Genomic DNA, 19681 nt, shown 5'->3' with positions numbered 1-19681 from the left:
CAGATGTTTTCTGTCGTTGTCAAGGGCGGGGAGGGCGTGAACGGTTCGAGCTATCGCGGTGGCTGCCCTGGGCCAGGTCATCGGCGTCGGCGGGGGATATTTCGCGACATGGCGGCATAGGGCGGGCCGGGGGGTCGGGGCCGAACCAACCCCTGGTGGCCAACAAGCGTTGACATCTCGGAAGGGGCGTGGGTATCGTCAACATGTGTTGGCCAACGAACGTTGGCTTGCCAAGGAGGAATCATGATCACCACCGATGTGCTCGTCGTCGGCGCCGGCCCCGTCGGGCTCACCGCCGCCGTCGTCCTGACCCAGCTCGGCCACGACGTCGTCATCGTGGACGGGCAGGCCGAGGGTACGAACACCTCCAGGGCCGCCGTCGTGCACTCGCGCACGCTGGAGCTGCTGGAGCCGTACGGGGTCAGCCCAGCCCTGGACGCGCGCGGGGTGCACACGCCGCGCTTCACCATCCGCGACCGCGACCGGCTCCTGGTGCCGGTGCCCTTCGAGGGGCTGCCGACGCGGTACCCGTACACGCTGATGATCTCCCAGGCGGACACCGAGGCGTACCTGCTGGCCCGGCTGGAGGAGCTGGGCGGGAAGGTGCTGCGGCCGGTCCAGGTGACCGCGATCGAGCAGGACGACTCCGGCATCACCGCCACCCTCGCCGACGGCAGCGCCGTACGCGCCTCCTACCTGGTGGGGGCCGACGGGATGCACAGCCTCGTGCGCGAGCAGTCCGGCATCGGCTTCGGCGGCGGCACGTACGCCGAGTCGTTCTCCCTGGCCGACGTGCGGCTGACCGGCGGCGTGCCGAGCGACGAGGTCGTCCTGTACTTCTCGCCCGACGGCCTGGTGGTCGTCGCCCCGCTGCCCGACGGGTTCCACCGGATCGTGGCCACCGTGGACGAGGCCCCGCACGAGCCCGACGCGGCGTTCGTGCAGCGCCTGCTCGACACGCGGGGGCCCGAGGCCGAGCCCGCCGTGGTGAAGGAGGTCGTCTGGGGTTCCCGCTTCCGCGTGCACCACCGGATCGCCGACACCTACCGCCACGGGCGCGTCCTGCTCGCCGGGGACGCGGCGCACGTGCACTCGCCGGCCGGCGGGCAGGGCATGAACCTCGGCATCGAGGACGCGGTGAAGCTGGGCGAGGCGCTGGCCGGCGTGCTGGCGGGCGGGCCCGACTCCCTGCTCGACGCCTACGCGGGCGCGCGGCGGCCGGTGGCGGAGAAGGTCGTGCGGCTGGCGAGCCGGCTGACCTCGCTGGCCACCGCGAGCGCCGCCCTGCGCCCGCTGCGCAACGCGGTGCTGCGGCTGGCCGGCCGCCTTCCCGTCGTACGGCGCCGCCTGGCCTGGCAGCTGTCGGGCCTCGACCGCCGCTGACGGTGTGGCCCCGTCCAGGAAGAACGGGCCCTGCGGCGTCCGGGAAGACGGGCGCTACGGCGTCCGCGGGGAACGCGTGCTTACGGCAGGATCGCGTCCACGTAACCGCCGTCCACCCGCAGCGCGCCACCTGTCGTCGCGGAGGCGAGCGCCGAGCTGAGGTAGACCACCATGTTCGCGATCTCCTCGGGCTCGATCAGCCGCTGGATCAGCGACTGCGGCCGGTGCAGCCGCATGAACTCTCGCTGCGCCTCCTCCCAGGGCAGCTTCTTGTCCACGAGTTGGTAGACGAACTCCTCCACGCCGGCCGTGTGCGTCGGGCCCGCGATCACGGAGTTGACCGTCACCCCGCTGCCCGCCGCCTCCTTGGCGAAGCCCCTGGAGACCGCCAGCAGCGCCGTCTTCGAGGTCCCGTAGTGGATCATCTCGGAGGGCGTGACGATGGCCGAGTCACTGGCGATGTTGAGGACGCGGCCCCAGCCGCGCTCGCGCATGCCCGGCAGGTACGCGCGGGTCAGGCGGACCGCGGTCAGCACGTTGACCTCGAAGAAGCGGCGCCACTCGGCGTCGCTGATCTCCAGCGGCGGCTTGGCCTCGAAGATGCCCAGGTTGTTGACCAGGACGTCCACCTGCGGCAGCGCGCCCAGCACCTGCTCGCAGCCCTCGTCCGAGGAGACGTCGCCGGGAACGGCGACCAGGTCGTGCGCCGAGCCTTCGCCGTCGAGTTCCTTCGTGATCCGCTCGATCGCCGTCGCCACCGAGCGCTCGCTGCGGCCGTTGATCCCCACCCGGGCTCCTGCCCTGGCCAGCCCCGTGGCGATGGCCGCCCCGATGCCCTGGGTCGAGCCGGTGACCAGCGCGGTCTTTCCGCTGAGGTCGATCTGCATGTCGTCCCACCCCCTGCCGTCATTCTCCGCGATCACCTCCGGGCGGCCCGCACCGGGGGTGCGGTGCGTAGGCTGGGTGAAGGGCTGGGGGAGGCGTGGAAGGGGCGTGGGTGCACCGGATCCTGTGGCTCGTCGTGGCGGTCGCCTTCGTGGCGGGCATGATCATCCCCCGCGACCCCGAGCCGGAGGAATGTCCGGCCCGCGACACCCGGGTCATGGCCCCCTACGCGGTCACCGGCTACTGGGTGATGCCGCGCGCCGACCTGTGCGTCACGCGGCGCATGGTCGAGGCCGTCCACGCCATCGGCGGCGACACGCTGATCACCTTCGGCCCCCGGTTCGCCGCCGGCCAGGACCCCGACTTCGACGGCTGCCTCGTCGACGGCCGGCCGTGCGCCGAGGTGCCCGGCAAGCGCGTCCGCCAGGTCTACTCCTACGCGAGCGGCGAGGAGTTCGGGCCGGGTCTGCTCCGCTGCCCCGGGATCGACCGGCGGATCGAGACCGGCGACCGCGTCGTCTATCGGCTCACGCTGGCCGGGTCCTGCTCCGACGCCGAGCACGACCTCGTCCTGATCTCCACCGACGGCGACGGGCTCGGCCACCTGATGCGGGAGGCGAGCGCGTACGGGATGACGGTCTTCCCCGGGCTGCCCGCCGCGCCGCAGCGGCAGGGCAAGCCGTGGGAGCCCGACCTCGGCCACCTCGCCGCGCTCAACGCCTTCACCGCGCGGGTGCTGGCCGACTACGGGCGGCGGTTCGGTGGGCTGAGCTCCTTCGGTGGGATGTACCAGTCCTTCGAGCTGGCCATGCGGGCGCGGTCCGAGCGCGATCCGATCATCGAGCTGTACGCGGCCCAGCACGCCGTCGTCGCCGCCGCGCTGCCGGGCAAGAGGCTGGTGGTCAGCCCGTACATCGACGCGCGCAGGGGGCGCGGCTTCCCGCCCGCGCAGGCGGGGGAGGGGCTGGCGGACATCGCGGCCACCCGCGCGGGCCTGCCCATGGCGGTCGCCGTCCAGGACGGGCGGGGCACCGGCAAGGTGCCGGTGTACGCGGCGCACGAGGCCGGCGCTTCGGTCGCGCCCCGGCTGGTGCCGGTCGTGGGCGAGGTGAGCAACGCGCGGGCGTACCACGGCTTCACTGGCGACTACGTGGAGGCGGCGGCGCGGCGGGTGCCGGACGGGGTGGAGCTCTGGGTGAACGTCGAGGGCTTCGAACCCACGCCCGCCCCCGGGGAGTGCGGGCGGCTCGACCCGCTGCCGCCGCGCGGGCGGACCACGAAGAGCCGGCTCGACCTCCAGGTCATGGCGGCGGGGCGGCACGCCGCGAAGATCATCTCGTACGGATGGGACCCGTTCTTCACCTGCCAGGCCCGCTACGACACGCCGTCGCTGGCCGACGACATCGCGGCCGGGTGGCAGCAGCCGATCATCGTCAACGCGTACCCGAAGGAGCTCGGCGGGCGGCCCGGCGTCCTGGTCGAGGGCCACAACCTGCGCGGGGGGACGCTGAGCTTCGAGGGGGTGGCGGTGCGGCAGGAGTGGTACGGACGGGACCGGCTCGAATCGGCCTGGGCCCCTTACGTGCCCTCCTCCCCTTGGACCTTCATCACGGCCACCAACGCGGCCGGCCACTCCAGCACGAACCCGTACATACTGCCGCTCAGCCCGTGAGCGCGGCCACCAGGATGTCGGCCAGCAGGGCCGCCTGGCTGCCGTCCTCGTCCAGGTCGGGGTCCAGGATCGTCACCTCGAGCCCGACGGCTCCCGGCAGCGCCAGCAGCCCGCGCAGCAGCTCGGTCAGCTGAGCGGCGTCGAGCCCTCCCGGGGTGGGGGAGTCGACGGCGGGCAGGATGGAGGGGTCGAGCACGTCCGCGTCCACGTGGATCCAGAACCCGTCGAGCTCGTCACGGCCGAGCACCTGCGTGGCGCGGTCTCTCAGGTCGTCCAGGTCGCCGGCGGGGACGTACGCCAGCCCGCTGTCCGCGATGTCCCGCAGATCCTCCTCGTCCCGCACACCCAGCACGATCACGTCCTCGTCCCTGACGTACGGCCGCAGCCCGCCGATGTCGGTCAGGTAGTCCTCGCCCCGCCCGGTGACCAGCGCCAGATCCTCGCCGGCCGCCGAGCCGACATGTGGGGAGTTGCCCAGGTGGCGGAAGTCGGCGTGCGCGTCCAGGTACGCCAGCCCGTACCGGCCCGCTTCACGCAGCGCCAGCGCGGGGCCGAGCAGGATCGAGCAGTCGCCGCCGAGCAGCACGGGGAACCCGCCGTCGCGCCTGATGCCACTCACCCGGCCGGCCAGGGCGCGGGCGTAGGCGGTGATGGCGGCTCCGTTGCGCACGCCGTCGCCCGGTTTCCACGTGGCCACGTAGCGGGGCGGGACGAGGGCGCCGGCGTCGGACGCGCCGAGCCGCCGGACGAGGCCGGTGTCCCGCAGCGCCCACGGGGCCTTGTAACAGCCCGGCACGACGCCGGGGGCCGGTGGGCGCAGGCCGAGGTTGGATGGGGCGTCGAGGATGACCAGATGTCTGTCAGGAGTTAATGTGTTCATAGTCCTGACGTTAGCAAAGAGGAGAGCGGATGCGCCAGTACGCCGAGACGGGCCTCGTGGCGATCGACCTGGCCAACACCTGGGACGAGTATCTGGACGACCCGGAACGCCTGCCAGACGTCCCGGCGTTGCGACGCTTCTGCACCGAACTGGGCGTGCCGGGTTTCTCCGATCGCCGTACCGGTTCCGTGAGTGCGGCGGATCTGGACGAGGTGCGGGCCGTGCGGTCGCGGCTGCGGCAGGTCCTGGACGGCGATCCGGAGCAGCGGGCGCGGGCCCTGGCGCGATGGGCGGACGAGGCGCCGATGCGCGCGGTCGTGGCGGAGTCGGCGGGCACCCCGGTCCTGCGGCTCGCCGCCCCCTCGACCGCCTCACTCGGACAGCGGCTGACGGTGCGGGCGGTGACGGAACTGCTGGACCTCGCCGCGTCGGGCGACTGGGAACGGGTGCGACTCTGCGCGGCCAGCCCCTGCCAGGACGCCTTCGTCGACAGGAGCCGCCCGGGCCGGCGCCAGTTCTGCTCGACCCGCTGCGCCAACCGCGCCCACGCCGCCGCCTCCCGAGCCCGCCACCGCTGAGTGTGCGTCGCCGCTCCCGCGCGGACCCGTCCCCTGACCGCCCACGCCGCCGCTTCGCGGGCCCGTCACCCCTTGAAGGCCCGCGCCGACGTCGGCCGGGGGGCGGGGTGGGCGGAGGCGACAGGCGGGAGATGGCAGCCGGGGGCGGGAATTGTCGGTGCGGGCCGCTAGCTTTCGATCATCACCTGATCCGAAGGAGTCATTGGTCCATGTACCGCCAGGGCGACATCCTGCTCATGCCCATCCCCGAGGAGACCGCCCCCGTCGTGTCGCTCTCGCAGCCCAGGGACGCTCGTGGGCGGCTGGTGCTGTCCTACGGCGAGGCCACCGGGCACGCCCACGCCATCCCCGGCCCCGGCACGCTGTCCCGCGGTTTCCTGCACCTGCCGGTCGGCGGCCGGCTCGTGCACGAGGAGCACGCGGCGATCACGCTGCCGAAGGGCTGGTACCGCGTGATCAGGCAGCCGAAGGACGTGCCGGGCCCCCACCGGGTGATGACCGGCTGACGACGGCCGCCACCCGGCGCCCGACCGGGGTCACATGCCCGGGAAGGCCCCGATCCTTCGGCGGCGCCCACACCTCCCGTAGCGGCGCCCACGCCTCCCGAACACGGAGGAGCCGAAAGGTTCGGTCCCGCCCGAGACCGAATGCGTCATCCCGTCCTGGCCGGCCTCACCTGCGGCGGTAGGGATCGTCGTAAGGCTGCGACGACTGCTTGACCGCCTCCATGACGGGCCGCATGGCCGGCCCTGCGACGTAGTAGCGGCCTCTCGCCTGGCCCTCCGAGGTCAGCCAGCCGAGCCGGCACATCTCGCGGATGTCGCGCACGGCCTGCTGCGAGCTGAGGCCGGCATCCTGCTGGTACACGGTCCGCCGTACGCGCGACGTCCAGAAGGCCGGAAGGAGGGCGAAGACGGTCCGCTCGTCCAGCCCGTCGGCGACGGCCGCCTCCGACAGAGCGGACCACGCTCGCCTCAGCAGATCGACCCTGCGCCTGGCCTGCTGGGCCATCAGATGGTGAGCACGCAGGCAGAACTTGATCCACCCGTGCGTCGGCCGGTGCGGACTCCACTTCGGGCCGCCCACCTCCTCCAGGATTTGGTAATAGGAGTAGGTGTTCTGCCCCCGTCCCAGCCACTCCTCGATGGAGGAGAACTCCGGCGGCAGCAGCGCCTCCCTGGCGAACACCAGCGTGGACAGCGCCCTCGACATGCGCCCGTTCCCGTCGGCCCAGGGGTGGATCTTCACCAGATTCAGGTGCGCCATCGAGGCCCGGACATGGACCGGCGCGTCCAGATCACCCTCGTTGAGCCATTGGACGAGCTCGTCCATGAGCCCGGGCAGCAAACTGGCAGGAGGCCCCGTGTAGGCGGCGACGGTTGGATCGTCAACGCTCGTGATGTAGACCGGCCCCTGCCGGAGCCGCCCCGGCCGCTTTCTCCTGTGCGGCTCCTGCATCATGAAGTGCAGGCCGTTGAGCAGCCCGAGGTCGTAGCTGAACTCGGTGCCGGCATCGGAGAGCGCCTGAATATAGGTCATCGCCCGCTGGTAATTCTCCAACTCCCGCCGTGTCACGTCGCTGGTCTCCAGCGGCGCTTCTCCGGCCATCAGCGCTTCCATGTCGTCGACCGAAGCCCCATAACCCTCGATGGAGCTCGAACCGACGACAGCCCTGGCGGTGAGGCTCCGCCGCAGCTGTTTCGTCCACTGTTCCTCCGGGCGGAGGTGTATGCGAAGGTCGTGGCGCATCTCTTCGAGGTCCGCGAGAACTCGGAGATCGGCGGCGGTCAGCTGCGGCGTTGCGTAGAGCATGACTCGATGATACGAAAATAGTGTCATCGAAGGCGGACGATGCCGGTTACTCCTGGAGGTTGGCGGACAGGAGGTCGAGCAACGGCTCGCGGCGTACGCAGCGTTCCAGGAGGAACGAGTCAGCCAACGCGAGCAGTTCGTCGTCCCCGAGGTCGCGGAACAGGTCCGCGTACTCCGGCAGCAGCGCCTGCGCCAGCAGGATGTGCCTGATCAGGTCGTCGGCCTGGTAACGCGCGCCCCACGGGTACGGGTCCCAGCGGGGGAACTCGGTCTCGATCAGCGTGTGCAGCGGCGCCAGCTCGTCCGCCGACTCCTCCATCGTCGAGCCCCACCGGTCCGCCCCGAGCCGCCGTTTCTTGGCGATGAACGGGCCGAACCGGTCCAGGTACGGCCCCGCGGCGTGCACCAGGCCCTGCAACCCGACGTCCTTGTACGTCCAGAGCGACCAGCCCGCCCCGTGTCCGTCGTAGATGTCGAGCTGGTCGCGCAGGATCTGGTAGCGCTGGGCGTCCACAGCCGGGTCGCCGGTGTAGACGGGGCCGAACTCGCCCACCCACAGCGGGGTGCCGGTCTCGCGCTGGAAGCGGGAGCGCCGGGCGAACGTCCGCTCCAGTTCGTTCTTGTCGCACCACTCGCCGCGCGTGTATCCCGGGTACGGGCCCCCGTGGGCGAACCCGGCCAGCGCGTAGTCATGGAGGACAAAAACCGTGTTCTCATACATCTCCCGAAATATCGAGAAATCGGTGCTGTAGGTGTTGCCGTCCAGGAACAGGATGTGGCCCGGATCGGCGGCCCTGATCGCCTTCACCAGCCGGTCGTAGAACGGCCCGATCACCTTGCCGGTCAGGTCCCCAGGCTCGTTGACCGGGTTGTATCCCGCCACCCACGGATGGTCGCGATAGTGGTCCGCGATGACCTCCCACAGGTGCACCGCCCGATCCTGGAAGTGCCGGTGCTGCCAGAACGCGGCCACGTGCGTCGGGTTGTCGGAATGCCAGTGCTGGTTCTGGGAGCCGGGCAGCGCGTGCAGGTCGATCACGCTGTAGACGCCGTGCTCGCCCAGCAGCCCGATCACCCGGTCGAGGTGACGGAAGCCGCGCCCGTCGATCTCCATCGGGCGGTCGTCGGACTCCCAGTGGCGGTAGTTGACCGGGATGCGCACACAGTTGACGCCCAGCCCGGCCAGCAGCGCGGCGTCCCGTTCGGTGAAGAACGAGGTCAGCAGCCGGTCGAAGAACAGCTCCGCCCGGTCGTCCCCGAGGACGGAGCGCACGGCGTGCCGCATGGAGGTCTCGTTCGCCGGATAGCCGGTGATGAAGTTCTCCATGTTCATCCAGCCCCCGAGACCCACCCCCCGCAGGCGTACCGGTGTGTCGTCGTCCCGGACGAGATGGGTTCCGGACACGTGCAGCATGAAGTCTGATCACCCCTTCGTGGCACCGGCGGTGAGACCACCGACCAGGTGACGTTCCGCTATGGCGTAGAACCCGAGCGCGGGCACCATGGCCAGGATGAGATAGGCCAGGATGCGGGCGGTGTCGGAGGCGTACTGGCCCTGGAACTGCTGGATGCCCAGCGGCAGTGTCCAGCTGCTCTCCTCGCTGAACACGACCAGCGGCAGCATGAAGTTGTTCCAGCTGCCCACGACGGCCAGCACGGAGACGGTGGCGATGGCGGGCCGGGCCATCGGCAGCAGGATCCGCCAGAAGAACCCGAACGGCGAGCACCCGTCGATCGTGGCCGCCTCCTCGATCTCGCCCGGGATGCTGCGGAAGAAGCCGCGCAGGATGATGATCGTCAGTGGCAGGCCGAAGGCGGCCTGCGTGAGGATCACGCCCAGCGGGTTGTCCAGCAGCCCGAACGTGCGCAGCAGCACGAAGATCGGCAGGATCGCCACCGCGAACGGGAACATCAGCCCCGCCGTGAACAGGGTGAAGAACAGCTCCCTGCCGCGGAAGGCGAACCTGGCGAAGACGAACCCCGCCAGCGCCGCCAGCGCGACCGTCAGCACGGTCGTGACGACCGCGATGAATGTGCTGTTCCAGACCTGCAGCCAGAACGAGCCCGAACCCAGCACGTCGGTGTAGTTGGCCGTGATCCACGCCTCCGGCAGCCCGAACGGGTTGCCGGACAACTCGCTGTTGTCCTTGAAGCCGCCGAGCAGCGCGTAGCCGACCGGGGCGACCATGAACAGGCCCACGACGATCGCGATCACGTGCAGGGGCAGCGTGTTGCGCCGCGGCGTGGCCGGTTTGCGGCGATCACGTTTCATGGCCGTCCTCCCGCGCTGGTGGTGGCGCCCTCAAGGTCACGGCGCATCACGAAGCGCTGGTAGAGCAGGGCGAAGACGAGGCTGAGGGCGAACATCACCACGCTGATCGCGCTGGCGTAACCGACCTGGGAGCGCTTGAACCCCCAGTCCATCATCGTGACGGCCATCGTCTCCGAGGAGTGCGAGGGCCCGCCGCCGGTGAGGATCCAGACCAGGTCGAACAGCTGGATCGTGTAGATGACGGACAGGAAGACGCTGATCCGGATCGTCGGGCCGAGCAGTGGCAGCGTGACGTACCTGAACGTCTTCCACCCCGTGGCCCCGTCGATCTGGGCGGCCTCGATCAGCTCGTTCGGGATGTTCTGGCGGCCGGCCAGATAGATCATCATGTGGAAGCCGAAGTACTTCCAGGTCATGACCAGGAACAGCGACGGCATCACCATGTTCGGATCGGCCAGCCACTCCGACTCCCAGCCGAACACCGACAGCAGCTGGTTCGCCATGCCCGAGCCGGGCGAGAGGATCAGCGAGAACAGCACGCCGGTGATGACCTCCGACAGCACGTACGGCGCGAAGAACAGCACCCGGTAGAGCGCCCGCCCGCGGATGCGCTGGTTCAGCAGCATGGCGATGGCCAGCGAGAACGGCAGCTGCACGCAGATCGACAGCAGCACCAGCACCAGCAGGTGCCCCATGTCCTGGGCGAAGATCTCGCTGGTGAACAGCCGGGTGAAGTTGTCCAGGCCGATGAAGTTGGTGGGCAGGCCGCCGAAGCCGTTCCACCTGAACACGCTCGAATAGAGGGCCACCAGCATGGGGGCCACGACCAGCAGGAGGAACAGCACCAGCGCGGGCAGCAGGAACAGGGCGATGCTCACCCAGCGTCCCCTGCGCCTGGCGGCGGGGGCGGGGGCCGGAAGCTTGACCGCCTCCGGCCCTCTCGTGAGAGTCGTCATCCTTCGCTCTTCGCGACCTCGGAGATGTCCGCGCCGACCTCTTCCGGCGTCTTCGTGCCGGCGATCAGCTCGGCCACGCTGTCGTTGACCTGCTGGCCGACGGCCGGCGGGTAGGCCTGGTCGAGGTAGAGCTGGTAGCCGCTGGCACTGGCCAGCATGGTCGCCACCTGCTTGAGGTTGGGGTCCTTGACCGCGCTCTCCTCGCCCTTGAGCACCGGCAGCACGCCGCCCGCTTCGACGGCTTTGCTGTGGTTGCCCATCTCGGTCATGAACTTGACGAAGTCGACGGCCTCCTTGGGCGCGTCCGTGCCCACGGCCAGCCCGCCACCGCCGCCGAAGGCGTCACCGGCCGAGCCCTTGCCGCCCTCGACGGAGGGGAAGGCGAAGAAGCCGAGGTCGTCGCCGAGGCCCTTGCCCGCGTCGGCCTGCACGCTCGGCGCCCACTGGCCCATCAGCTCCATGGCCGCCTTGCCGTTGCTCACGGTCGCGGACTGGCCGTCGGGGGTGGAGTAGGCGGCGCCGAGGAAGCCCTTCTGGAACGGCTGCAGGTCGGCCAGCGCCTTGACCTGCTGCCCCGCGGCCACGAAGTCGGGCTTGGTGAAGTCGTGGTCGACGGCGGCCTGCTTGAGCGCGTCCAGTCCGGCGATGCGCATCGCGAGGTAGGCCCAGTAGTAGTGGCCGGGCCACTTCTCCTTGCCGGCCAGCGCGATCGGGGTGACGCCCGCGGCCTTCAGCTTCTTGACGTCCTCGAGGAACGCCGACCACGTGGCCGGCGCCTCGGTGATGCCCGCCTTCTCGAAAAGCTTCTTGTTGTACCAGAAGCCCACCATGCCGATGTCGGTCGGCAGGCCGTACGTCTTGCCGTCCAGCTGGTACGCGCTCAGCGCGGCCGGCGTGAAGTTCGGCAGCACGTCGGCGACGTCGGCCGAGATGTCCTTGACCAGCCCGGCGTCGATCTGCTGCTTGAGCACACCGCCGCCCCAGCTGGCGAAGACGTCGGGGGCGTTGCCCGACTGCGTGATGGTGGTGAGCTTGGCCTTGTACGCCTCGTTCTCCAGCACCGTCGCCTTGATCGTGACGTGCGGGTTCTTGGCCTCGAACTCCTTGGCCCGCTGCGCCCAGAGCGACTTGAGCGGCTCGGCGGTCGACAGGTGCCACCACTCCAGCGTGACCTTCGCGGGCGAGCCGCCCGCGCTCTGCTGTGGAGCGGGTTCACCTCCGCCACCACAGCCTGCCAGGAGGACGACGGCGGCGGCCAACACCAGACTGCGTCTCATAGGGGTCCCTTCCTCAGCTGGGCGAAAGTTTCGTGAACCCCCCGATAATTTCGATGCCGCGATCGTAAGTAAACGCTGTGTAAAGCGTCAACACCTCGGATGGGAGCGATCCCAAACCGAAACTTTCGGATACACTCCCGATTTGTGTCAGCGAAGAGGCGGGTGACGATCGCACTGATCGCGGAGGAGGCCGGAGTCTCCATCCCGACGGTCTCCAAGGTCATCAACGGGCGCCCGGAGGTCGCCCCGGCGACCCGCCATCGGGTCGAGCGGCTGCTCCAGGAGCACGGCTACCAGCGCCGGATCAGCCAGGACGACACCCCGGCGGGCCTGGTGGACCTGGTGTTCGCGGAGATCGAGTCGCCCTGGGCCATGGAGATCGTCCGCGGCGCGGAGATCGCCGCCCACGAGGCAGGCGCCAGCGTTGTCATCTCGGTCCTGCACACCCACGCCGGCCCCGGCCGCGACTGGCTCGAACGCCTGGCCGCCAGGCGGACCGACGGCGTGGTGATCGTCGCCTCACGCCTGTCGACCGGCATCCAGGCCCAGCTCAGCGCCCGTTCGCTGCCGTTCGCCGTGGTGGACCCCGAGGGCGAGCCCGCTCCCGGCGTCGTGTCCGTCGGGGCGACCAACTGGAACGGCGGCCTCGCCGCCACCCGTCACCTCCTGGAGCTCGGCCACCGGCGCATCGGCATGATCAGCGGCCCGGCCGACATGCTGTGCAGCCAGGCGCGCATAGACGGTTATCGCGCGGCTCTGGAGACGGCCGGCCTGCCGGTCATCCCCGACCTGATCAAACGTGGCACGTTCCTCGTCGACTCCGGCCACGACCAGGGCCACGCCCTGCTTTCCCTGCCCGAGCCGCCCACCGCCATCTTCGCGGGCAGCGACCTCATGGCCTTCGGCGTCTTCGAGGCGGCCCGCCAGCGCGGGCTGCGCGTTCCCGAGGACCTGAGCGTGGTGGGCTTCGACGACCTGCCGCTGGCCAAGTCGGCCTGGCCGCCGCTGACGACCGTACGCCAGCCGCTGCAGGAGATGGCGGCCCTGGCCACGCGGACGGTGCTGGCGATGGGGCACGGCGACGTACCGGAGACGAAACGGGTCGAACTGGCCACGGAGCTGATCGTCAGGGACAGCACGGCCCGCCACGAGCCCTAGCGGGTGGCGATGAGCTCGCGCAGGCGGGCGGCGTATGCGCGGGGATGGCTGGTGTTGCCGTTGTGGCCGCCGGGGAACTCCACCGGCACGGTGCCCAGCCGCCTGGCCAGCTCGACCGCGCACCGCCGGTCGAAGACGGTGTGCGGCGTGGCGATTCCGGTCGCGGGGACGATCCGGGCCCGGCAGCCGGCCACATCGAGCTCGTCGTCGATGACGGCGCGGAAGTCGTGCCGGAGGAAGAAGTCGAAGTTCGCCTCGCGCTGGGGTGTCATGGGTTGCGGGGTCAGGTCAGGCTCGGTGTCGTCGCCGGTGATGCCGAGCACGCGCGCCACCTCCTTGAGCGCGGCGGGGAGCCCGGCCCGCAGGTAGAGCTCACGGATCTCGGCCAGCTCGGCGCGGTGCCGGGCGCGCTCGGCCGCGGGCAGCAGCCAGGGTGAGACGGGCTCGTGGGCGATGAGCAGGCTGAGCTGCCCGGGATGGCGGACGGCCAGGTGGAGGCCGATGGAGGCGCCCAGACTCTGGCCCAGCATGACGACGGGCTGGTCGGTGAGGTGCGCGAGCAGCCGGTGCACGTCGTCGGCGTGCCGCTCGACGGTGACGGTGCCGTCTTCGCCGGGGTCGATCGTGCTGCGGCTCAGGCCGCGCCGGTCGTACGTGATCACGGTGTGGTCGGCGGCGAGCAGGGTCACCAGGTCGATGCTGCGGTCCGCGTCGCCCTCGCCGCTCTGGGAGATCAGCAGGAGCGGCCCCGAGCCGCGCAGTTCGTAGTGGAGGCGGGCGCCCGGCACGCGCAGGAGGTCTGTGCTCATGCACGCCACTCTAATTCATCATTTTTGATGCATCAAATTTGATGGATTAGCCGCGCAGGTCCGGGATGAGCTGATCCGCCAGTTCCTCCAGAGCCGTCACCGTCCGGCGTACGCGCTGCGGATCCTCGGTCCCCAGCGCGGCCGCCAGCGCGTCGTCGATCGGGGTGTCCCTGATCTGCGACACCCGCTCCGACACCTCGGGCGTCTCCCGGATGATCGTGCGCCGCCGGTCTCTCGGATCGGTCTCGGCCGTCACCGCGCCCGCGGTGCGCAGCCGCGCGATGGCCGCCGACACCGCGCTCTGCGGCAGCCCCGTGCGGGCGGCGATCGCGCCCACCGTGGTGTCGGGGTGGGCGCGCAGGTCGCTCACGACGATCAGGACGGTGCGCACGCTCGTGGACTGCTCGCCGATCCCCTCGGTCGGCATCGCCTCCTCGCCGATCTTCATCAGCGTCCGGCCCAGCAGGAACAACTCGACCCCATTCACGCGCAGCACCCTACAGGCGGAGGTCGGTAGGGCCGGGTGGCGCGACGACGTCGGTAGGGTCCGGTGGCGTGACGACGTCGGTAAGGTCGGGTGGCGTGACGACGGAGCTGGAGAGTCTTGCCGAGCGGCTGCGCGAGTTCGCGCGCGTCAGGGAGTGGGAGGGGTTCCACACGCCGAAGAACCTCGCCATGGCGCTGGCGGGCGAGGTGGGCGAGCTGGTGGCGGAGTTCCAGTGGCTCACGGCCGAGGAGTCGGCCAGCCCCGACCCCGACACGCTGGCCAGGATGCGCACCGAACTCGGCGACGTGACCCTCTATCTGGTACGGCTGGCGGACGTCCTCGGGGTGGACCTGGTGGAGGCGGCGCGGGCCAAGCTGGAGGACAACGACCGCCGCTACGACGCCGAGCTCTACCGCGGCTCCGCCAGAAAGGCCCCGCCCTCCTGACCGCAGGTCTTTGACGGCTCAGCGGTGCGGACAAATGCACCATAGGGTGACCCCATGAAATTCGGGGTACTGGGGCCGCTGGCCGTCTGGACCGACGCGGGGGAGGTCGTGACGGTCCCCGGCCTCAAGGTCCGGGCGCTCCTCGTCGACCTGCTCGTCCACGAGGGCCACCCCGTCTCCGCCGACCGGCTCGTGCACGACCTGTGGGGCGAGGAGCCGCCGGGCAACCCGGCGGGCGCGCTGCAGGTGCGCGTCTCGCAGCTGCGCAAGGCGTTCGAGGACGCCGAGGCGGGCGGCAAGAACCTCGTCGTGTCCCGTGCCCCCGGCTACCTGCTCCGCACCGACGAAGGCGCTCTCGACGCCGTACGGTTCGCGGAGCTGCTGGCCAGGGCCGAGAGCACCGAGAGCCCGCGCACCAGGGCCGGGCTGCTGGCCGACGCGCTGGCGCTGTGGCGCGGGCCCGCGTACGCGGACTTCGCCGACGAGGAGTACACGCGCTCGGCCGTGCACCGTCTGGAGGAGCAGCGGCTGTCGGCGCTGGAGCAGCACGCGGAGGCGCGCCTGGAGCTGGGCGAGCACGGGCTGCTCGTCGGCGAGCTTGGCGACCTCGTGGGACGCCATCCGCTCAGGGAACGGCTGCGCGCCGTTCACATGCGCGCCCTGTACCGGGCCGGGCGGCAGAGCGAGGCGCTGGCCGCGTACGGCGAGCTGCGCGACCGGCTGGCCGACGAGCTGGGCCTCGACCCCGGGCCCGAACTGGTCGCGCTGCACCAGGCGATCCTCGGCCAGGACCCGGCGCTGAGCGTGCCTACCGGCCGTCCCGTGACCAACCTGCCCGCCCCCGTCAGCAAGCTGATCGGCCGGGAGGAGGCGCTGGCCGAGGTGTGCGCGCTGGTCGAGGAGGAACGGCTGGTGACGCTCACCGGCAGCGGCGGGGTCGGGAAGACCCGGCTGGCGCTGGAGGCGGCGAACCGGCTGGCCGACGGCTTCGCCGACGGGGCCTGGCTGGTCGCGCTGGACCAGGCGTCCCGGTCGCCGGCGGAGGCGGTGATGGCGGCCCTGGACATCAGGGAGGAGGCCGGCCCTGTCCCGGGAGCGGACCCCGGCGCACCTGCCACCGACGGGACCGGCCGGTCGCCGGCCGAGAGCGGCCGGTTCGGGGGCGCGGCCGGCGTTGGCGGGGATCTCGCGGTGCTGGGCGGGCGGCTGGCCGCCGCGCTCAGGACCCGGCGCACGCTGCTCCTGCTCGACAACTGCGAGCACGTGGTCGACCAGGTCGCCGAGCTGGCAGAACTGCTCCTGCGGGCCTGCCCCGACCTGCGCATCCTGACCACGAGCCGGGAGCCGCTGGCCGTCTCCGGCGAGGTGCTGTGGAGCGTGCCGCCGCTCGACGTCCCCACCAGCGCCGACCTGGCCGCCATGGCGCGCTCCAACGCCGTACGGCTGTTCGTCTCCAGGGCCGCCGCCTCCGCCAGGGGCTTCGCGCTGGACGCCGGCAACGCGCAGGCCGTCGCGCAGCTGTGCCGCCGCCTCGACGGCATCCCGCTGGCGCTGGAGCTGGCCGCGACCCGGGTGCGGGCGCTGGGCGTGCACGGGGTGGTGTCCCGGCTGGACGACAGGTTCCGGCTGCTGGCCTCGGGGCAGCGCGGCGCGCCGGCCCGCCAGCAGACGCTCACCGCCGTGATCGACTGGAGCTGGGACCTGCTGTCCGAGGACGAGCGCGTCGTCCTGCGCCGCCTGGCCGTACACGCCGACGGCTGCACGCTGGAGGCCGCCGAGTCCGTCTGCGCGGCCGGCGGCGAGAGCGGGCTCGACGTCCTGGATCTGCTCGCCCGCCTGGTCGACCGCTCTCTGGTGGTGGTCGTGGACGCCCCCGCCGGGATGCGGTACCGGCTGCTGGAGTCGGTGTCGGAGTACTGCCTGGCCAGGCTGTCGGAGGCCGGCGAGCTCGATCTTGTACGTCTGGCGCACCTGCACCACTACCTGGACCTGGCCGTACGCGCTGAGCCCTGCCTGTATGGGTCCGACCAGCGCGACTGGCTGCTGCGCCTGGACGCGGAGGCGGCCAACATGCGCGCGGCGCTCGACACTGCGGTGGCCCGGCGGGACGCGGGCGGGGCGGCGCGGCTGGTCAACGCGCTGGCCTGGTACTGGTTCCTGCGCGGCAGGCTGGCCGAGGGCCGGCGCGCGCTGGCGACCGCCCTGGCCATCCCACGCGGCTCGGATGGCGGCGCTCAGGACGTGGTCGCTCAGGACATGGTCGCTCGGGACGGGGCTGGTCCGGACGGGGGCGCTCAGGGCGGCGACGACGACCATGGGGCGCTGGCGCGGGCTGCGGGCTGGGAGGTCGGGTTCGCTCTCATGGTGGGCGAACGAGCCGACTGGCAGCCCGTGATCGAGGCCATCGAGGACCCGGGGGAGCGGGCCAGGGCCGAGCTGTTCGCCGGGCTGCACGTCGAGGACATGCCGACCGGGCAACTGCTGGCGGAGCGGGCGCTGGTCACGTTCAGGGAGCTGAACGACCGGTGGGGCATCGCCACCGCGCTCACCCGGCAGGCCATGGACGCCTTCACCCTGCGCGACGTCGAGGCGCTCGAACGGATCGCGGGAGAGAGCGCCCGGCTGTTCACCGAGCTGGGGGACCGGTGGGGGCTGCTGCGGGCCACCGAATGGCTCGCCTCGCTGGCCCAGATGTCCAACGACGTCGAACGGGCCGTCCAGCTGTTCGGCGAGGGACTGCGCATGGCCGAGGACCTCGGGCTGTGGTCGGAGGTCTCTACGCACACCGCCTGGCTCGGCTGGGTCGCCATGCAGAGCGGCGACTTCGACCGCGCCATCGAGCTGTCCGGCCGGGCGCTGAAGCTGGCCGAGGCCCAGGGGTACAGCAAGGGCTCCACCATGGCCGAGATGGGCCTGGCCTACGCCGCCCGCCGGTCGGGACGTTTGGAGGTGGCCGAGCGGCACCTGCGCCACCTGCTCGAAGGGCTGTCACGCGACCCCGGGGTGGAGCCGGCCCTGCACCTGCCTGACACGCTGCTCGAACTCGGCTACCTGATGGAGCTGCGCGGCGACCGGCCCGCCGCCATGGACCTGCACACCGAGGCGCTGGTGGCCGGTGGCAAGGTCGGCGACCCCCGGACGATGGCGAGCGCCGTCGAGGGCGCCGCCGCGGCCGCCGATTCGGCCGAACTGACCGCGACCCTGCTGGGCCTGGCCGACGCGGCCAGACGACAGCACCAGTCGCCCGCCGGGGTGCCGGAACAGATCGACATCGAACGGGCTTCGGCGCGGGCGCGGGAGGAGCTGGGGGAGGCGGCGTACGCGGCGGCGTACGCGAAGGGAGCGTCGTACAAGCTCGACGACGCCCTGAGCCTGCTCGGGTGAGGCGGCGCCTCCCGACGACGCCCGCGACCTGCTGACCCCACTCTGGCAGCCGAACGGTCGGACTGGCGGCGCTCAGTTCGTGGGTCGGGCGGAGGTGTTCGAGGCTGCGCGCCAGGCCAGCAGGCCCGCGCCCATCAGGCCGGCCTGTGGGCCCAGGCGCGAGGCCCGGAGGGCGGGGGCAGGGCGGAAGGTGAGCCTGGCCGCCAGCCGTTCGCGTAGCGGCACGAGCAGCGCTTCCCCCGCGAGTGACACCCCGCCGCCGATGACGATCTCCGCTGGGTCCAGCGTCAGCGTGTACGTCGCCAGCGCCACGGCCAGGGCCTCCACCGCCTCCGCCCACACCGCGGTGGCCCGCGCGTCCCCCGACGCGACCAGCCGGACCACCTCCTCGGCCGAGCCCACCCCGCACCGCGCCGCGACGGCCGAGCCCGACGCGTACGCCGCCAGGCACCCCTTCTGCCCGCACCCGCAGTCGGCCCCGTCCGGCCACACCGGGATGTGCCCGATCTGCCCGGCCCATCCTCCGGCGCCTCCGTACAGGGACCCCGACAGCACCACGGCGCCCGCGATCCCCGTGCCGATCGGCAGGTACAGCACGTCGCTCCCGCCGCCCCCGTACGCGAGCTCCGCCTCCCCGGCCGAGCGCACGTCGTGGCCCAGCGCGACGGGCAGGTCCCCGTCGGCGAGCGGGCCGGCGAATGCGGCGACGGGCACGTCACGCCAGCCGAACGCGGCCGAGAAGACCGCGTGCGTAGGCGTCACCAACCCCGGCACGGCCACCCCTACAGCAACCGGCCGCCCTCCGCCCCGGCTCCCGCCCGGGATGCCGCTCCTGTCCCCACCCAGGTCCCCGCGCCGGTCTGCGCCGGGGGCTCCGCGCAGGTCGTCGCTCAGGTCCGCGCCCGGGATCCCACTGCGGTCCCCGTCCCCACCCAGATCCTCAGCCCCGGCCCCGCCCCAGGCGTCGTTCCGGGGGCGAGACAGGTCGGTGACGAAGGTGGAGATGGCCTCGATGACTCGGTCAGGGCCCTCGGCGCGCGGGGCGGGGCGGCGTTCGAAGTGGAGGATTGTCCCGTCTCTGGCAATGAGTCCGCCTTTCATGGTGGTTCCGCCGACATCGATCGCCGCGACATAGTCCATCGGGACATCGTCCCCCACGAGGTGATCGCCACTCAGAGGCGGGCCCCGGCCGGCTCGGCGGTCCCGGCGGGCTGACCGGGTTCGACGTGTGCGGCCAGGCGGTCGAAGAAGTCGAGCCAGCCCGCCTTCGCCTGCTCGGCGTGCTCCTGGGCGGTGTTGACGCCGTACTGGTGGAAGTGCATCTCGGTCCTGCCGTCCACCTCCGCCAGGCGGATCGTGACGACGGACGCGGGTGCGTCGCCGGGGTTGTCGGGGTCGCCGGTGGTGAACACCAGCCGCGCCGGCGCCGACACCTCCCGGTACGTCCCGCCCATCGTCACCTCGAACCCCTCCTCGCCCACCAGCGTCGTCTGCCAGGCCCCGCCCGGCCGCGCGTCCAGGGTGATCCGGCCCACCGGCGTGGACAGCGTCTCCGGCCCGAACCAGCGGGAGAACCGCTCGGGCTCGGTCCAGGCGGCCCACACCGTCTCGCGGGGGGCGTCGAAGTGGCGGATGAGGTCGTACTCGGCGGTCTGGCTCATCGTCCCGATCCTCCATGCTCT

The 19681-nt window shown here is 71.6% G+C and carries 18 protein-coding genes; 7 read left to right on the top strand and 11 right to left on the bottom strand.

What is annotated here, in order from left to right; genetic code table 11:
• The first annotated feature begins 243 nt into the window (after nt 1-243).
• Complete coding sequence (locus tag AB0C28_RS46330; protein ID WP_358082440.1) at nt 244-1383, top strand: FAD-dependent monooxygenase; 1140 nt, start codon at nt 244-246, stop codon at nt 1381-1383.
• 80 nt (nt 1384-1463) lie between these two features.
• Here the strand turns inward: AB0C28_RS46330 and AB0C28_RS46325 are convergent, their stop codons facing one another.
• Nucleotides 1464-2270: an SDR family oxidoreductase gene (locus AB0C28_RS46325; RefSeq protein ID WP_357861765.1), complete on the bottom strand. Its 807-nt coding sequence runs from the start codon at nt 2268-2270 to the stop codon at nt 1464-1466.
• A 95-nt stretch (nt 2271-2365) separates the two neighbouring features.
• Between AB0C28_RS46325 and AB0C28_RS46320 the strand changes: the two genes are divergently transcribed.
• Nucleotides 2366-3940: a DUF4434 domain-containing protein gene (locus tag AB0C28_RS46320; protein WP_358082437.1), complete on the top strand. Its 1575-nt coding sequence runs from the start codon at nt 2366-2368 to the stop codon at nt 3938-3940.
• On the opposite strand, the gene AB0C28_RS46315 is transcribed toward AB0C28_RS46320, so the two are convergent.
• The gene (locus AB0C28_RS46315) at nt 3930-4820 is read right to left on the bottom strand and encodes an arginase family protein (RefSeq protein WP_358082434.1); all 891 of its coding nucleotides are present in this window, start codon (nt 4818-4820) and stop codon (nt 3930-3932) included. The genes AB0C28_RS46320 and AB0C28_RS46315 overlap by 11 nt on opposite strands.
• A 29-nt stretch (nt 4821-4849) precedes the next feature.
• Here AB0C28_RS46315 and AB0C28_RS46310 point away from each other — a divergent pair, with 29 nt between their 5' ends.
• Nucleotides 4850-5398, top strand: coding sequence for a CGNR zinc finger domain-containing protein (locus AB0C28_RS46310; protein WP_358082432.1), 549 nt, complete (start codon nt 4850-4852; stop codon nt 5396-5398).
• Nucleotides 5399-5607: 209 nt separating this feature from the next.
• A complete protein-coding gene (locus tag AB0C28_RS46305) occupies nt 5608-5904 on the top strand; it encodes a hypothetical protein (RefSeq protein ID WP_346104574.1) in 297 nt (98 codons plus the stop codon).
• Nucleotides 5905-6070: 166 nt separating this feature from the next.
• Here the strand turns inward: AB0C28_RS46305 and AB0C28_RS46300 are convergent, their stop codons facing one another.
• Genes AB0C28_RS46300 through AB0C28_RS46280 form a run of 5 tightly spaced genes read right to left on the bottom strand, consistent with a single transcriptional unit; the run spans nt 6071 to nt 11715 of the window.
• Nucleotides 6071-7210, bottom strand: a complete 1140-nt coding sequence (locus AB0C28_RS46300; protein WP_357861772.1) for a Fic family protein — start codon at nt 7208-7210, stop codon at nt 6071-6073.
• Nucleotides 7211-7256: 46 nt separating this feature from the next.
• Nucleotides 7257-8624, bottom strand: a complete 1368-nt coding sequence (locus AB0C28_RS46295) for a cellulase family glycosylhydrolase (RefSeq protein ID WP_358082429.1) — start codon at nt 8622-8624, stop codon at nt 7257-7259.
• Between the two features lie 9 nt (nt 8625-8633).
• Nucleotides 8634-9482, bottom strand: a complete 849-nt coding sequence (locus AB0C28_RS46290; RefSeq protein WP_357861776.1) for a carbohydrate ABC transporter permease — start codon at nt 9480-9482, stop codon at nt 8634-8636.
• Complete coding sequence (locus AB0C28_RS46285) at nt 9479-10438, bottom strand: sugar ABC transporter permease (RefSeq protein WP_357861778.1); 960 nt, start codon at nt 10436-10438, stop codon at nt 9479-9481. Before AB0C28_RS46285 ends, AB0C28_RS46290 begins: the two co-directional genes overlap by 4 nt.
• On the bottom strand, nt 10435-11715 hold the full coding sequence (locus AB0C28_RS46280; protein ID WP_357861780.1) for an extracellular solute-binding protein: 1281 nt from the start codon (nt 11713-11715) through the stop codon (nt 10435-10437). The genes AB0C28_RS46285 and AB0C28_RS46280 overlap by 4 nt, the downstream gene beginning before the upstream one ends.
• A gap of 99 nt (nt 11716-11814) precedes the next feature.
• On the opposite strand from AB0C28_RS46280, the gene AB0C28_RS46275 reads away from it, so the two are divergent.
• Complete coding sequence (locus AB0C28_RS46275) at nt 11815-12873, top strand: LacI family DNA-binding transcriptional regulator (protein WP_357861782.1); 1059 nt, start codon at nt 11815-11817, stop codon at nt 12871-12873.
• On the opposite strand, the gene AB0C28_RS46270 is transcribed toward AB0C28_RS46275, so the two are convergent.
• Both AB0C28_RS46270 and AB0C28_RS46265 read right to left on the bottom strand, forming a co-directional pair.
• The gene (locus tag AB0C28_RS46270) at nt 12870-13682 is read right to left on the bottom strand and encodes an alpha/beta hydrolase (protein ID WP_358082427.1); all 813 of its coding nucleotides are present in this window, start codon (nt 13680-13682) and stop codon (nt 12870-12872) included. The genes AB0C28_RS46275 and AB0C28_RS46270 overlap by 4 nt on opposite strands.
• 46 nt (nt 13683-13728) lie before the next feature.
• Nucleotides 13729-14169 (bottom strand): MarR family transcriptional regulator, encoded by a 441-nt coding sequence (locus AB0C28_RS46265; protein ID WP_326629723.1) that lies wholly within the window; start codon nt 14167-14169, stop codon nt 13729-13731.
• Between the two features lie 95 nt (nt 14170-14264).
• Between AB0C28_RS46265 and AB0C28_RS46260 the strand changes: the two genes are divergently transcribed.
• Complete coding sequence (locus AB0C28_RS46260; RefSeq protein WP_358082424.1) at nt 14265-14615, top strand: nucleotide pyrophosphohydrolase; 351 nt, start codon at nt 14265-14267, stop codon at nt 14613-14615.
• A gap of 54 nt (nt 14616-14669) precedes the next feature.
• Complete coding sequence (locus AB0C28_RS46255; RefSeq protein ID WP_358082421.1) at nt 14670-17999, top strand: BTAD domain-containing putative transcriptional regulator; 3330 nt, start codon at nt 14670-14672, stop codon at nt 17997-17999.
• A gap of 72 nt (nt 18000-18071) precedes the next feature.
• Here the strand turns inward: AB0C28_RS46255 and AB0C28_RS46250 are convergent, their stop codons facing one another.
• The gene (locus AB0C28_RS46250; RefSeq protein ID WP_358082558.1) at nt 18072-19100 is read right to left on the bottom strand and encodes an ROK family protein; all 1029 of its coding nucleotides are present in this window, start codon (nt 19098-19100) and stop codon (nt 18072-18074) included.
• Between the two features lie 71 nt (nt 19101-19171).
• Nucleotides 19172-19660 carry an SRPBCC domain-containing protein gene (locus AB0C28_RS46245; protein WP_358082418.1) on the bottom strand — a complete coding sequence of 163 codons (489 nt, stop codon included), beginning with the start codon at nt 19658-19660 and terminating at the stop codon, nt 19172-19174.
• Nucleotides 19661-19681 lie beyond the last annotated feature (21 nt).

The organism is Nonomuraea sp. NPDC048892 (assembly GCF_040649735.1).
GTDB lineage: Bacteria > Actinomycetota > Actinomycetes > Streptosporangiales > Streptosporangiaceae > Nonomuraea > Nonomuraea maheshkhaliensis.
Note: the sequence above shows the minus strand (reverse complement) of the source record. Positions and strands in the feature narration are given on the sequence as shown.